Annotated in this window: 15 protein-coding genes; 8 read left to right on the forward strand and 7 right to left on the reverse strand. The window is 68.6% G+C overall.

The window, feature by feature from the left end:
* Positions 1 to 43 precede the first annotated feature (43 nt).
* Complete coding sequence (locus tag A8G18_RS21510; protein WP_016935123.1) at positions 44 to 1,414, reverse strand: RNA polymerase sigma factor; 1,371 nt, start codon at positions 1,412 to 1,414, stop codon at positions 44 to 46.
* Between the two features lie 134 nt (positions 1,415 to 1,548).
* Entirely contained in the window at positions 1,549 to 2,334 is a 786-nt protein-coding gene (ppgK, locus tag A8G18_RS21515) for a polyphosphate--glucose phosphotransferase (protein WP_064065481.1), read from the reverse strand.
* Between the two features lie 120 nt (positions 2,335 to 2,454).
* On the opposite strand from ppgK, the gene A8G18_RS21520 reads away from it, so the two are divergent.
* The gene (locus A8G18_RS21520) at positions 2,455 to 3,330 is read left to right on the forward strand and encodes an inositol monophosphatase family protein (RefSeq protein ID WP_245207994.1); all 876 of its coding nucleotides are present in this window, start codon (positions 2,455 to 2,457) and stop codon (positions 3,328 to 3,330) included.
* Between the two features lie 86 nt (positions 3,331 to 3,416).
* On the opposite strand, the gene cei is transcribed toward A8G18_RS21520, so the two are convergent.
* Positions 3,417 to 4,100, reverse strand: a complete 684-nt coding sequence (cei, locus tag A8G18_RS21525) for an envelope integrity protein Cei (RefSeq protein ID WP_064065482.1) — start codon at positions 4,098 to 4,100, stop codon at positions 3,417 to 3,419.
* 361 nt (positions 4,101 to 4,461) lie between these two features.
* Between cei and A8G18_RS21530 the strand changes: the two genes are divergently transcribed.
* Complete coding sequence (locus A8G18_RS21530) at positions 4,462 to 4,764, forward strand: DUF4193 domain-containing protein (protein WP_006551346.1); 303 nt, start codon at positions 4,462 to 4,464, stop codon at positions 4,762 to 4,764.
* A 142-nt stretch (positions 4,765 to 4,906) separates the two neighbouring features.
* On the opposite strand, the gene A8G18_RS21535 is transcribed toward A8G18_RS21530, so the two are convergent.
* Positions 4,907 to 5,341 carry a DUF3093 domain-containing protein gene (locus A8G18_RS21535; RefSeq protein WP_064065491.1) on the reverse strand — a complete coding sequence of 145 codons (435 nt, stop codon included), beginning with the start codon at positions 5,339 to 5,341 and terminating at the stop codon, positions 4,907 to 4,909.
* Between the two features lie 126 nt (positions 5,342 to 5,467).
* Between A8G18_RS21535 and dut the strand changes: the two genes are divergently transcribed.
* Entirely contained in the window at positions 5,468 to 5,938 is a 471-nt protein-coding gene (dut, locus tag A8G18_RS21540) for a dUTP diphosphatase (RefSeq protein ID WP_064065483.1), read from the forward strand.
* 1 nt (position 5,939) lies between these two features.
* Positions 5,940 to 6,821 carry a DUF3710 domain-containing protein gene (locus A8G18_RS21545; RefSeq protein ID WP_064065484.1) on the forward strand — a complete coding sequence of 294 codons (882 nt, stop codon included), beginning with the start codon at positions 5,940 to 5,942 and terminating at the stop codon, positions 6,819 to 6,821.
* A gap of 13 nt (positions 6,822 to 6,834) precedes the next feature.
* On the opposite strand, the gene A8G18_RS21550 is transcribed toward A8G18_RS21545, so the two are convergent.
* On the reverse strand, positions 6,835 to 7,587 hold the full coding sequence (locus A8G18_RS21550; protein ID WP_245207996.1) for an alpha/beta hydrolase: 753 nt from the start codon (positions 7,585 to 7,587) through the stop codon (positions 6,835 to 6,837).
* A 205-nt stretch (positions 7,588 to 7,792) separates the two neighbouring features.
* Between A8G18_RS21550 and A8G18_RS21555 the strand changes: the two genes are divergently transcribed.
* Together A8G18_RS21555 and A8G18_RS21560 are read left to right on the forward strand one after the other, a co-directional pair.
* Positions 7,793 to 8,167 carry an OB-fold nucleic acid binding domain-containing protein gene (locus A8G18_RS21555; protein WP_016694463.1) on the forward strand — a complete coding sequence of 125 codons (375 nt, stop codon included), beginning with the start codon at positions 7,793 to 7,795 and terminating at the stop codon, positions 8,165 to 8,167.
* Between the two features lie 98 nt (positions 8,168 to 8,265).
* Positions 8,266 to 9,015, forward strand: a complete 750-nt coding sequence (locus A8G18_RS21560) for a DUF3159 domain-containing protein (RefSeq protein ID WP_064065486.1) — start codon at positions 8,266 to 8,268, stop codon at positions 9,013 to 9,015.
* On the opposite strand, the gene A8G18_RS21565 is transcribed toward A8G18_RS21560, so the two are convergent.
* Complete coding sequence (locus A8G18_RS21565) at positions 9,012 to 9,665, reverse strand: potassium channel family protein (RefSeq protein ID WP_064065487.1); 654 nt, start codon at positions 9,663 to 9,665, stop codon at positions 9,012 to 9,014. The two genes, A8G18_RS21560 and A8G18_RS21565, sit on opposite strands and share 4 nt — an antisense overlap.
* 25 nt (positions 9,666 to 9,690) lie before the next feature.
* Entirely contained in the window at positions 9,691 to 10,356 is a 666-nt protein-coding gene (locus tag A8G18_RS21570) for a potassium channel family protein (protein WP_064065492.1), read from the reverse strand.
* A 138-nt stretch (positions 10,357 to 10,494) separates the two neighbouring features.
* Here A8G18_RS21570 and A8G18_RS21575 point away from each other — a divergent pair, with 138 nt between their 5' ends.
* Complete coding sequence (locus tag A8G18_RS21575) at positions 10,495 to 12,492, forward strand: APC family permease (RefSeq protein WP_064065488.1); 1,998 nt, start codon at positions 10,495 to 10,497, stop codon at positions 12,490 to 12,492.
* A complete protein-coding gene (locus A8G18_RS21580) occupies positions 12,489 to 13,772 on the forward strand; it encodes a class I SAM-dependent RNA methyltransferase (protein ID WP_064065489.1) in 1,284 nt (427 codons plus the stop codon). Before A8G18_RS21575 ends, A8G18_RS21580 begins: the two co-directional genes overlap by 4 nt.
* Positions 13,773 to 13,788: the final 16 nt, after the last annotated feature.

A 13,788-nucleotide genomic window follows, 5' to 3' on the forward strand; every position in this document is an offset into this window, starting at 1 on the left:
CGAGGGCCACCCGATCGGGTGGCCCTCGTTGCTGTGACGGATGTCAGTCGAGATAGTCGCGCAGCACCTGCGACCGCGAGGGGTGGCGCAGCTTCGACATGGTCTTCGACTCGATCTGGCGGATGCGCTCGCGCGTCACGCCGTAGACCTGACCGATCTCGTCGAGGGTGCGCGGCTGGCCGTCGGTGAGACCGAAGCGCAGACGCACGACGCCCGCTTCGCGCTCGGACAGGGTCTCGAGCACCGATTGCAGCTGATCCTGCAGCAGTGTGAAGGACACCGCGTCGACGGCGACGACCGCCTCCGAGTCCTCGATGAAGTCGCCGAGCTGGCTGTCGCCCTCGTCGCCGATCGTCTGGTCGAGGGAGATGGGCTCACGCGCGTACTGCTGGATCTCCAGCACCTTCTCCGGCGTGATGTCCATTTCCTTGGCAAGCTCTTCGGGTGTGGGCTCGCGGCCCAGGTCCTGGAGCAACTCGCGCTGGATACGGCCGAGCTTGTTGATGACCTCGACCATGTGCACAGGGATACGGATGGTGCGGGCCTGGTCGGCCATGGCGCGGGTGATGGCCTGACGGATCCACCACGTCGCGTAGGTGGAGAACTTGTAACCCTTGGTGTAGTCGAACTTCTCGACCGCACGGATCAGACCGAGGTTGCCTTCCTGGATGAGGTCCAGGAACGCCATGCCACGGCCGGTGTAACGCTTCGCCAGCGACACGACGAGGCGGAGGTTCGCCTCGAGCAGGTGGTTCTTGGCGCGGTTGCCGTCGCGGCAGATCCAGTTCAGGTCGCGGCGCTGGGCGACGGGCAGCTTCTCGCCCTTCTCCGCCAGCTGCTGCAGCATGTGGGTCGCGTAGAGGCCGGCCTCGATGCGCTTGGCCAGTTCGACCTCTTCCTCGGCGTTGAGGAGGGCGACCTTGCCGATCTGCTTGAGGTAGGCGCGCACGGAGTCGGCCGACGCGGTGAGCTCGGCATCCTTGCGTGCCTGGCGCAGCGCTTCGGACTCCTCTTCGTCCCAGACGAAGTCGCCCGAGGCCTTGTCCTTCTCGCTGGGCTCGTCGTCGTCGACCACGACATCCTCGGCGCCGGCGAGATCACCCTCCGAGACCTCGAGGTCGGCGAGATCTGCTTCCTCGGCGCCGTCGAAGTCCTCTTCACCCGCAGCCTTGGTGGTCTTCTTGGCGGCTGCCTTCTTCGCGGTGGTCTTCTTGGCGGCTGCCTTCTTCGCGGGAGCCTTCTTGGCGGCTGCCTTCTTCGCGGGAGCCTTCTTTGCAGCGGTCTTCTTCGCCGGCGGTGTCGCACCGGGTGCGGTGCCCTCCGGGGAGTCCGCAGCGCCTGCGACGCTGGAAGCGTCCGCAACGGGTGCCGATTCGTTGGCGGAATCAGCGGTGTGGATGTCGGTGGCTGCCACGTACGCCCTTTCGTGACGAGGTAGTGCGGCGTCGCGCCAGAGGTGTTCCGGCGGAGAGGTCTGTCGGGATGAGGGCCGGTTCCGGCCTGCTGGGGACCATTGTAACGATCCTCCGGGCGGTCGATGCGCCGGACTCAGGGAGTGACACCTGTTTTCGCAGCATGAGCAGCCCCGACGATTCCCGCCGCGTTGCGCAGTTCGGCAGGGACCACCGGCGTGCGGTTGGTCAGGAACGGGATCCACTTCTCGTGCTTGCGGCTGATCCCACCACCGGCGATGAACAGATCGGGCCAGAGCAGATCCTCGAAACGTGTGAGGACGCGGGAGACCTCCTTGGCCCACTGCTTGTACGACAGGTCGCCGCGTTCCTTGACGGAGGAGGCGGCGCGGTGCTCGGCCTCCTTGCCGTCGACCTCCATGTGCCCGAACTCGGTGTTGGGCAGCAGGACACCGTTGTGCAGGACGGCCGAGCCGATCCCGGTTCCGAAGGTCAGGAGGATCACCACACCGTCGGTGTCCTTGGCGGCACCGAAGCGGTCCTCCGCGATGCCGGCGGCATCCGCGTCGTTGAGCACCGAGACGTCCCGGCCGTCGAGCGCGTGGGAGAAGAGAGAACGGGCGTCGGTGCCGATCCACGACTTGTCGATGTTGGCGGCGGTCCGGGCGACACCTCCGGTGACCACGCTCGGCAGGGTCACGCCGACGGGACCGGACCAGCCCGCCTGCTCGACGATCTGTGCCACCGTCTTCGCCACGGCCTCCGGGGTGGACGGTTGCGGAGTGAGGAGCTTGATCCGGTCGCCGACCAGGCGGCCGGTATCGAGGTCCACCACGGCACCCTTGACGCCACTTCCCCCGATGTCGACACCGAATCCGTGGTTGCCCGGATTCGATCGGTCCGTGGGGACGTCCTGTGCCATCGTGTACTTCCTCTCGCTGGGTGGGGCCGGCTGCTCCGCTCGTGTGGCAACGATAATGCCCGGTGCCGCCCGGTGCGGCGCTCGGTGGCGAAACCTTCGGCGCTGTGTTCGGATCGGTTCGTGCATGTACAGAGAACGCTCTCCGAATCCGAGTCGTCCGCGTTGAGGGACGTCGCCGTGACCGTCGCGCGTGAGGCCGCAGCCTATGTTCGTGCACGCAGAGCCGAGCTGTTCGGCCCTCCGGGATCGGGGGAGGCCGCCCGTGTCGGGACGAAGTCGACGGCGACCGATCCCGTCACCGCCGCCGACACCGAAAGCGAGGAGCTCATCCGGCGCAGACTCGCCGAACTGCGGCCCGAGGACGCCTTCCTGGGAGAGGAGACCAGTGGCGACGGTGCGAGGGCGACGACCGCGAGCGGGGTGGTGTGGGTGGTCGATCCCATCGACGGCACCGTGAACTTCGTGTACGGACTCCCGGCGTCGGCGGTCTCGGTGGCCGCGCAGGTCGACGGACGTTCGGTGGCCGGAGCTGTCGTCGACATCGCCTCCGGGGAGACGTTCTTCGCGGCGGAGGGTTTCGGGGCGTATCTGGATACGGGTGGCACACGGGTCCGGTTGCGCTGCAATCCGGTGACCGATCCGCGGATGGCGCTCGTGGCGACGGGCTTCTCGTATTCCCCGCAACGGCGTGCGCGTCAGGGGGAGTTGGTGGCGGCACTGTTGCCCAGGGTGCGCGACATCCGGCGTGTCGGAGCGGCTGCGCTCGACCTGTGCATGGTCGCGGCGGGGCGGGTCGATGCGCACTACGAACATGGGCTCGGCCCGTGGGACTGGGCGGCGGGGGCTCTGGTCGCCGCGGAAGCCGGTGCGGTGGTGCGTGTCCCGACAGGCACCGGGGACGACGGCGAACTCACCGTGGCGGTCGCGCCGGGACTCGCCGCCGATTTCGAAACTCTCCTCACCGAAATCGGAGCGTTCCACGCAATTCCGAATTGACCGTTTTGTCACATCGGAAATTGTCGTCGGTCACGTTTTACTGCGACGGTGACGAAAAACAGCATGCACGGTCTCTGAAAATAGTTTCAGCATCGCGCAGTGCGGGCGGCCGTGAGCAGATCGAGATCGAGGGGAGCCGTCTGTTCGCCCGCCGGAACCTCGCGCAGCGCCCGCAGAACCTCCTCCGCATCAGCCCCGGGAGAGACCTCGCGGAAGTAGGTGCCGAGCGCGAGGTCCACCGTGTCGTCCTCACGTGTGTCCTGCACCAACTCGGCGCACGGAGCGAGCAACCACACCGATGACGCAGCTGCGCGACCGGCTTCACCGAACCGGATCTGCCCCTGGCACTGCAGGTTCTGGTCGACATAGACCGGATCGTTGCCGGCCTGTACGTCGGGCGGACTCGAGAAACCGTAATCGCTCAGTTGCGCGGCCACATGCGTCGCCTGACCGCGTTCTCCGTTGGCGTTGAACACGCGTACCCGGGTTGCCGCCAGGGGAGCGGGTTCGGCCTCGAGCAGCGTCGACCGGTCCACGACCTCGCCGAGCGGAGCGGGTTGCGGGCCTTCGGGATCGGCCGCCTCGGTCGGGGGAGCGTTGCACGCCACGGTGGTCGTGACGGGTTCCGACGAACTGATCGCCGAGGTCCACACGACGATGGTGGCTGCGGCGAGGACGGCGCCGGCCACGGCAGCCGGGACCACCCGGCGCCGGCGGAACGGGCGGCCGCGGCGATCGGTTGCGCTTCCTTCGGTGATCAGGGAAACCACGCGGCCCTGCCTCTCGTCTTCTGCCGGGATCGTCGCACTCACTGTAGAGGGCGGGGACTGCGTGGGCGGAACCGCCGACCCGAGGAAATGTCACGAGTCGTTGTGTTGTTGATGACGATTGCCGGACAATTTCCCGCGTTTTCGCGCATCGATTGCATATTCGTGCGCAAGGTCGGCTATTGTTCGGCGGCCGAACCGTCCAAGAACGAACGGTTCGGCGTGGAAACAGAGTGAATTCGGGTATGTCACCCCGGTGACATACCCGTCGGGAACTCCAACGGACGGTCGTGCGTTGCCTTGGCCGGGAGCACCGTCCGTGTCCCGGCCGGCTACCGGTACGAGTACTAGAAGGTAAGAGGAAATGGCGACTGACTACGACGCACCCCGGCGGACCGACAGCGACGATGTGTCGGAGGATTCACTCGAGGAATTGAAGGCCCGGCGTAACGAGGCCCAGTCCGCAGTGGTGGACGTCGACGAATCGGACACCGCCGAGTCCTTCGAGCTGCCCGGGGCGGACCTGTCCGGAGAAGAACTGTCGGTGCGGGTCGTTCCGAAGCAGGCCGACGAGTTCACCTGTTCGAGCTGTTTCCTGGTGCACCACCGGAGCAGACTCGCGAGCGAGGAGAACGGAGTCATGATCTGCCGGGATTGCGCGGCGTGAGGACATAGGTGTGCGATACGAGACCGGGTGACGACGGTGCGCCGTGGTCACCCGCGTCTCTCTCGCACATGCCCCGGCGCTGTGGCGGCTCCCGCTGCACTCTGCGTCCGGGCTCTCTTTCTGTGCCCCGGCTTTCGTGCCTCTACCGGCGACCCGACTCGTCGCACCCCAGTGCCGCGAGCAGTTCGGCCGGCCGCCGCGTGCTGACCAGCCAGTACGGCGTCGGATCCTCCGGGTCGTCGAGCACCACGAGCGCCATGGTCCGCACCCAGGGGCGGTGCTGGACGAACGCCGCCGGATCGAGCTGGCGTCCCATCGCGGCGCTCTTGGCCGACGGCGGAACCACCACCCCCCGCGAGATCACATCGAGGGGTAGATGTGCGCGACCGACGACGAGCTCGCCGCCCACCACCTCGACCCTGCTGCGTGAGAGCCAGGTGAGGACCCAGATCGGCATGGGAAGCAGAAGGACGTAGGGCAGCCACGCATACATCCCGGGCGCGCCCATGTGCAGTTCCGCTGCGAGCAGAGCGGCCACACCGAGCCCGATCGGCCACCACCACCACGGCACCCACATCCGCTCGGAGAAGGTCGGGGCGTCGGCCGTCGGAGGTGTTGTCGCTGAGGTGCGCGAGGATCGGGACACACCGTAAGGATAGTCGCCTCGGTGGAGCAGCCCGGCACGCGAGTAGTCTCGGTCCACGTGACCGATCTTCCCCCGATACCGCTGCGCCGGCTCGATCCGGAGCTCCCAGTGCCCACTCGCGCCCACCCCGGTGACGCCGGCGTGGACTTGTGCACCTCGGCCGACGTGACCCTCGGTCCGGGGGAGCGAGCGCTCGTCGGTACCGGTATCGCCGTGGCACTGCCCGTGGGAACGGTCGGATTGATCCACCCGCGTTCCGGCCTCGCCGCCAAGTTCGGACTGTCCGTCGTCAACACACCCGGCACGGTCGACGCGGGCTACCGTGGGGAGATCAAGGTGTGCCTGATCAACCACGACACCGAGCGCGCCGTCGAACTCCGCCGAGGCGACCGCATCGCGCAGTTGCTCGTCCAGCGCGTCGAACTCGTCGACTTCGTCGAAGTGGACGAACTCGACGACACGGCGCGGGGCAGCGGCGGATACGGATCGAGCGGCGGGCACGCCGGCCTCGTGAAGGAGGGTTCCTGACATGTTCGGACGACGCCGCAAGGACCGCGGGTCGAGCGTCGAGACGAGCGACGCCGCTGCACCCGGCGACGACCTCGGTGCCTACGACGAGCCTTCCGACGAATACGCCACCGGCAGTGCGGCCGATTCCGGCCCGTATGACATCGACGAGGTCGACGAGGAGACGGTGGCCGCCTCCCGTCTGGATCTCGGATCCGTGCTCGTACCGCTGCCGGCCGGCGGCCAGATCCAGGTCGAGATGGCACCGAACGGGACGCCTCAGAACGTCCACCTGGTGACCCAGTTCGGGCGCATCACCGTCTCCGCGTACGCCGCGCCGAAGTCGCCGGGACAGTGGCGCGAGGTCGCTGCCGAACTCGCGGAGACCCTGCGCAACGACAATGCGGAGGTCAGCATCGAGTCGGGCCCGTGGGGTCGTGAACTTCACGGCAGGGCCGCGAACGCCGATCTGCGGTTCATCGGTGTCGACGGTTTCCGCTGGATGATCCGCTGTGTCGTGGCGGCGCCCGCCGGGAATGCGGGAGCCGACTCCGAACTCGTCGGGATCGCACGCTCGGTGATCTCCGGAACGGTCGTCCGGCGAGGAGCCGACCCCCATCCGGTCCGTACGCCGCTGCCGATCGTGCTCCCCGAGGCGCTCACCCGTCAGCTCGTCGCAGCGCAACAACAGCAGCAGCAGCAGGCGGCGCAGCAGCAGGTCGCGCCCCGGCAGGGATCTGCTCCGGCACAACCCGCTCCGCGGACGACCTCGCCGACGCAGCCCACCCGGCAGACCCCGCCTCCCCAGCAGACTCCGCCTCCCCAGCAGACCCCGCCCACTCAGCAGACCCCTCCGCCGCGCCGGGGCGAATCCGGTTCGGCGATGCAGCAACTCGGCTTCTAGGTCGATATCCCGATCATCGATTCGGGACGGGGACGATCCTGTCGAGCGCGGTGAGGCACAGTCTCCCGAGCACGGAGGGATCGTCCCCGATCTGCTCGAGCGTCACCGTCGCGAGTTGCGCGCGAGGGATCTCCCGCGCCCATCGGCGCCCCACCTCCAGCGGATGGACCGCATCGTCCACCGCGGCGGCGATGCCGACCGGCGTACCCACGGCCCGGAGTTCGTCGACGTCGAGCGCTCGGTAGCACGCGGCTTCGTCCAGCGCGGACGGGAGGTCGGGCCATTGGGCGCTCCACGAGCGGGTCAGCTCCCGCGCGAGCCAGGACGGACTCGAGGCGGTCATCGTCGCGGTGACCGCCTCGAGTCCGTGAGCGCGTAGCTCGGACGCCGTCCACCGCGCGCTCCCAGCGGCAGGGGACTCCAGTGGATCGCCGGTCCACGCCGGTAGGGCGGCGAGGATGCCGACGGCCCGGTCGGGATTGTCGAACGCCCATCTCAACGCAACAGCCGCACCGATCGACACACCACCGACGAGGAGCGGCCCGTTCTCGGCGGCATCGTCGAGCGCCGCGACGTAGCTCGCCACCACACCGCGAGGGTCCGGGTCGACGGCGATCGGCGTGATGCCGCGGCGCCGGAGTTCGGGGCCGAACGCCTTCTCGGCGAAGCATGCGTCCGAACCCGTGCCGGGAAGCACGACCGCGGTGCGGGTGACCGGCCGGGACGGGCCGGTGTCCGGGGAGGCCGGGGATTCGCTGCGGGACATGCGGACGATCCTGCACCATCGGTCCCCGGCAACGACGCTCACCTGCGCACACGGTCGTGCCGACAGTGCCTGCACAGCAGGTCGACGGTGCCTGCACGACGGTGTGCACCGTGCAACTTGTATCCGGCCAGAATGCGTCTACAGTGGCGATCGAAGAAGAGTCCGGTGGCACGCGATCCGTGCCCCTTCCGTACAGGAGCGTGTTATGGCTTCCCCGGCCGGCTACCTGCGTCGGCTCACACGGCGGCTCACCGAGGACATCGAAGAACTCGATGCCGAGGAGATGGCCGAATCGTCGCACTCCACGGGCGCCCTACCCGTCGTCGAATGCGCCCGCGGTCAGGAAGTGACCATGTACGGACGCCTCCGCAGTGTCGAGTCGTGTTCGCGTGCCGCTGCTGCCGTCGTCGAGGCGGAGTTCTTCGACGGGACCGATTCGATCCAGCTCGTATGGATCGGCCGTCGGCGCATCCCCGGGATCGAACCCGGGCGTACGTTGACGGTCCGCGGTCGCGTGGGAGAACGCGACGGACGCAAGGTGATCTACAACCCGTACTACGAGCTGCGCGAACCGGCCTGACCGGCGCGCCGGGGACTGCCGGCCCCTGCGTACGCGGAGTGGTTCCCCGTCGATACGCGGGGTCGTACCGCTGTGCCCGATGTGGCACCCTCGTAGGAGTGAGCGACACCAACCAGCAGACGATGCTCGAACAACTCGGCGGGATCAGCGGGTTGATCTATTCGACGCTGCCGGTGCTGGTGTTCGTGCCGGTCAACAGCGTGTGGGGGCTCACGGCGGCCATCTGGACCGCGTTGGGTGTGGCACTGGCGGTGCTCGTGTGGCGCCTGATCCAGCGCACGCCGATCCAGCCCGCGATCTCCGGCTTCTTCGGAGTCGCCTTGTGCGCCTTCATCGCTCATCGCACCGGCGACGCGAAGGGATACTTCCTCTTCGGGATCTACGCGAGCCTGGTCTACGGGGGCGCCTTCCTGTTGTCCGTGCTCGTCCGTAGGCCGCTGGTCGGCGTGATCTGGGGGATGCTCAACGGCCAGGGCTCGCAGTGGCGGTCGCATCCCACCGCGGTGCGCGCCTACGACGTCGCCACCCTCGCATGGACCCTGGTCTTCCTCGGTCGCTATCTCGTGCAGAACCAGCTCTACGACGAGGACCGCACCGGGTGGCTCGCGGTCGCACGGATCGGAATGGGCTGGCCGCTGACCGCGCTGGCGCTGCTGGTCACCCTCTGGGCGGTCCGGCGCGCGGACCGGGTCGTCGAACCCCCGCCGGCCGAGGCCGAGACCATCGAGGACGCTTCGGCCGGGGGGTCCCACGAGGCGTCGGGTTCCCACGACGAGCCGGGCCCCGAGGACCGGCACGGACTCGACGGCCGGCACCGTCTCCGCGACCGGCACGGTTCGCGCGACTAGCGGTTCACCGCCTGCCGGAGATCGTCCTCGACGTCCTCTGCCGTGACGAACAGCAGTTCGTCCCCGCCTTCGAGCGGATCGTCCGGCTGCGGGACGATCACGCGTCCGCCGCGCAGGATCGCCACGAGCGCCGTGTCGCGGGGCAGTTCCAGCTTCCGAACCGGCTTCCCGGCCAGGGCGGTGGTGTCCCGCAGGGTGACCTCCACCAGGTTCGCGCCTTTGCGGAGCGTCATCAACCGCACCAGATCGCCGACCGTGACGGCCTCCTCGACCAGCGCGGCGAGCATGCGCGGCGTGGACACCGCGACGTCGACACCCCACGATTCGTCGAACAGCCACTCGTTGCGCGGATCGTTGACGCGGGCCACCACCCGCGGGACACCGAACTCGGTGGTCGCGAGCAGGCTGAGGACCAGGTTGGCCTTGTCGTCGCCCGTTGCCGCGATCACCACGTCGTACCGTTCGAGTCCGGTGGATTCGAGCGAGCTGAGTTCGCAGGCGTCGGCGTGGACCCAGGTCGCCTCCGGAACGGCGTCCGGTTCGACATGCTCGAGCTTGCGTTCGATGAGCATCACCTCGTGGGCGTTGCGCAGCAGTTCACGCGCTATCGAGCGTCCCACCGCGCCGGCACCGGCGATCGCCACCTTCATGTGAGCTTCCTCTCGGGTGGGTGGGTCAGTTCTCGTCGACCGGCGGGTTCTCGGCGTGGGTGATCGCCTCCGAGACGGAACCCGACACGGCCGCGATGTAGACGGAGTCGTCGGCCTGCAGCACCGTCCTGCGGTCGGGCAGCAGCCCGGTGCCGAACCGGATCAGGAACGCCACGCGCGATCCCGTGGCCTCCTCGAGGTCGGTGACGCGTCGTCCGACCCATCCCTCGTGCAGGTTCACCTCGGCGATGGCGACGGATCCGGTGGGATCGCGCCAGCGGGCGGTCTCGCTGTCGTGCGTCAGCGCGTGGAGCAAGCGATCGGTGGTCCACGGCACGGTCGCCACCGTGGGGATGCCCAGCCGCTCGTACGCCGCGGCCCGCTTGGCGTCGTAGATCCTCGCGACGACACGTTCGACACCGAAGGTCTCGCGGGCCACCCGTGTCGAGATGATGTTCGAATTGTCGCCGGAGGAGACCGCCGCGAAGGCATCGGCGCGTTCGATACCGGCGGAGATCAGCACGTCCCGGTCGAAGCCCATACCGAGCACCGTGTGTCCGGGGAAGTCGTCGCCCAGTCGCCCGAACGCACTCTCGTCGCGGTCGATGACCGCGACCTCGTGACCGAGCCGGACGAGAGCGGTGGCCACCGCCGAGCCGACCCGACCACACCCCATCACCACCACGTACACCGTGGACTCCGTTCCGGTCGATCCTTCCGAGACGGACCGCATCGGACCGCCGAACCGAACGGTACCGCGTGACGATCCCCGAGCAGTCGTGACCCGGCCGAGGGGTACTTCCGGACCCGAACCGCATAGGCTTTGCGCGTGTCCAAGCTTTCCACCGCGGCGAAGCGGCTCGTGCTGGGTCGGCCGTTCCGCAGCGACACTCTCGGGCACGAGTTGCTGCCCAAACGCACCGCGCTGCCGGTGTTCGCCTCCGATGCCCTCTCGTCGGTCGCCTACGCGCCCGAGGAGATCTTCCTCGTCCTCTCCGTTGCGGGACTGTCGGCCTACGCGTTCTCTCCGTGGATCGGTCTCGCGGTCGCCTTCGTACTCGTGATCGTGATCGCCGGTTACCGCCAGACGGTGCGCGCCTACCCATCGGGCGGCGGCGACTACGAGGTGGCCACGAAGAATCTCGGCCCCACGGCCGGACTGACCGTGGGCAGCGCGCTGCTCGTCGACTACGTGCTGACGGTCGCGGTGTCGCTGTCGTCCGCGGCGGCGACGGTCGGATCGGCGGTCCCGTTCGTGGCCCGGCACAAGGTTCTCTTCGTCATCCTCGCGATCGTGTTGCTGACCGCGGTGAACCTGCGCGGTCTCCGGCGGGCCGGACGCGCCTTCGCCGTTCTCACCTATACCTTCGTGGGCTGCATGCTGGTGATGCTCGGGGCCGGCCTGTTCCGGATCTTCGTCCTGGGCGACGAGCTGCGCGCCGAGTCGGCCGATCTCGAACTCGTCGCCGAGCAGACCGACCTGACGGCGCTCGCATTCGTCCTCCTGGTCGCGCGCGCATTCTCGTCGGGGTGCGCCGCGCTGACGGGCGTCGAGGCGATCAGCACGGGTGTGCCGTCCTTCCGGAAGCCGAAGGCACGCAACGCCGCGACGACGTTGCTGGTGCTCGGAGCCATCGCCGTCACGCTGTTCCTCGGGGTGGTCTTCCTCGCCCGACGACTCGGGGTCGTGGTGGCCGAGCACCCCGAGACCCAACTGCGGGGTGCGCCCGAGGGCTACGAGCAGAAGACGCTGCTCGCCCAGCTGGCCCATACCGTCTTCGACGGGATACCGGCTGCGTTCGTCCTGATCACGATCGTCACCGCCGTGATCCTCGTGCTCGCCGCCAACACCGCGTTCAACGGATTCCCCGTGCTCGGCTCGGTTCTCGCGCAGAACCGCTACCTGCCGCGCCAGTTCCACACGCGTGGTGACCGCCTCGCGTTCAGCAACGGCATCCTCTTCCTCGCCGGTATCGCCGTCGTCTTCGTGTGGGTCTTCGAAGCCGAGGTCACCCGGCTCATCCAGCTGTACATCGTGGGGGTGTTCGTCGCGTTCAGCCTGGGACAGGCCGGCATGGTGCGTCACTGGACCCGGGAGCTGCGCACCGAGTCGGATCCCGCCGCCCGGGGTCGCATGACGCGGTCGCGGTTGATCAACGGGGTCGGGTGCGTGTCCACCACGCTGGTGCTGCTGGTCGTGCTGACCGGCAAGTTCGCGGCCGGGGCATGGATCGCGGTGGTGACCATGGTGGTGGCGTTCGTGCTGATGAAGGCGATCCGGCGTCACTACGACACGGTCGCCGCGGAACTCGAGAGCGTGGACTGGGACGGAGTGCTGCCCAGCCGCACGCATTCCATCGTGCTGGTCTCGACCTTGCACATGCCCACCATGCGTGCGCTCGCCTATGCGCGGGCGACCCGCCCGGACACGCTCGAGGCGATCACCGTCAACGTCGACGACGAGAGCACCCGGCGTCTCGTCGTCGAATGGGAGAAGAGCGATCTGACGGTTCCGCTGAAGGTCGTCGAGTCGCCCTACCGGGAGATCACGCGGCCCGTCCTCGACTACGTGCGGCGGGTTCGGCGCGATTCTCCCCGGGACGTGGTGACCGTGTTCATCCCCGAGTACGTGGTGGGCCACTGGTGGGAGCAGCTTCTCCACAACCAGAGTGCGTTGAGGCTCAAGAGCAGGCTCCTCTTCCAGCCGGGGGTGATGGTGACGAGTGTGCCGTGGCAGCTGCGCTCGTCCGCGGAGGCGGGCGCGATGGGGCGGGCCGTCCCGGACGGACAGGAACGACAGTTCGACAACGAGGAGGAACCCCGGTGAATCGTCAGGCACACCCGCGTACGGATTGGTCCGGCCGGCGGATCGAGGTGATCCTCGGGAATCCCGCCCACGGCGGTGCGTGTGTCGCGCGGTTCGAGGGTCGGGTCGTCTTCGTGCGGCACGGACTGCCGGGGGAGCGGGTCTTCGCTCGCGTCACCGAGGATCGGGGCGGGTCGTTCTGTTTCGCCGACGTGGAGGACGTACTCGAGGCGTCCGAGGATCGCGTCGAGCGGGTCTGTCCGATCTCCGGTCCGGGGGGAGCGGGCTGTTGCGATCTGTCGCACATGACCGTCGCGGCGCAACGTCGTTTCACGGGCGCCGTGGTGGTCGAACAGCTGCGCCGGCTGGGCGGTGTGGACCGCGAGGTGACGGTCGAGGAGGTGCCGGGCGGTGCCTCGAACGGGACCTTGTGGCGAACCCGGGTGCGGCTCGCGGTGGACGTGGTCGGGAATCCGGGATACCGGCGCTACCGCAGCAACGAGGTCGTGCCCGAGCTGGCCTGTCCGCAGATCGATCCGCACGCCTATGTCGGTCTCGCCGACCGGGTGTGGCAACCGGGAGCCGAGTTGCAGGTGGTGCTCGACGCGGACGGTGGTCGGCACGTGGTGGAGATCGCGCCGCCCGCCGTCGCGGGTGGTGCGCGGCGGCAGGGTCGGCGCGGCGCGGCGTCGCGGCGGGCGGCGGCGAACGCACCCCGTCCGGAGAAGGTGATCGAGGGTTCGGGTCGTGTGCTCGAGCGGGTCGGTGAGCGAGAGTGGCGGCTGGTGCCGACCGGCTTCTGGCAGGCCCACCGCGGTGCCGCGACCACCTATTCGACGGTGGTGGGTGAATGGGCGCAGGCCTCCGCGGGTGCGACGGCGTGGGATCTCTACGGCGGGGTGGGGGTGTTCGCCGCGGTGCTCGCCGAGCAGGTGGGTCCGTCCGGGCATGTGGTGTCGGTCGAGTCGTCGAAGACCGCCGTCGACGACGGGATGGAGGCGCTCGCCGATCTCGGGCAGGTGGCCTTCCGTCACGGTCGGGTGGAGCGGATGATCCCCGAGCTACCGGCACCCGAGGTGGTCGTGCTCGACCCACCGCGGGCGGGAGCCGGCAGGGACGTGGTGGCGGCCGTGGCCGAGGCCGGTCCGCGCCGGATCGTCCACGTGGGGTGCGATCCCGCCTCGTTCGGCCGTGATGTGGGGCTGTATCGCGATCACGGGTTCGAGTTGGCGGACGTCCGGGCCTTCGCGGCGTTCCCGTCTACTCATCATGTGGAGTGCATCGGTCTGTTCACCCGTTGAGCGTGTTTCCCGTCAC

It is taken from the genome of Rhodococcus gordoniae (assembly GCF_001646655.1).
Classification (GTDB): domain Bacteria; phylum Actinomycetota; class Actinomycetes; order Mycobacteriales; family Mycobacteriaceae; genus Rhodococcus; species Rhodococcus gordoniae.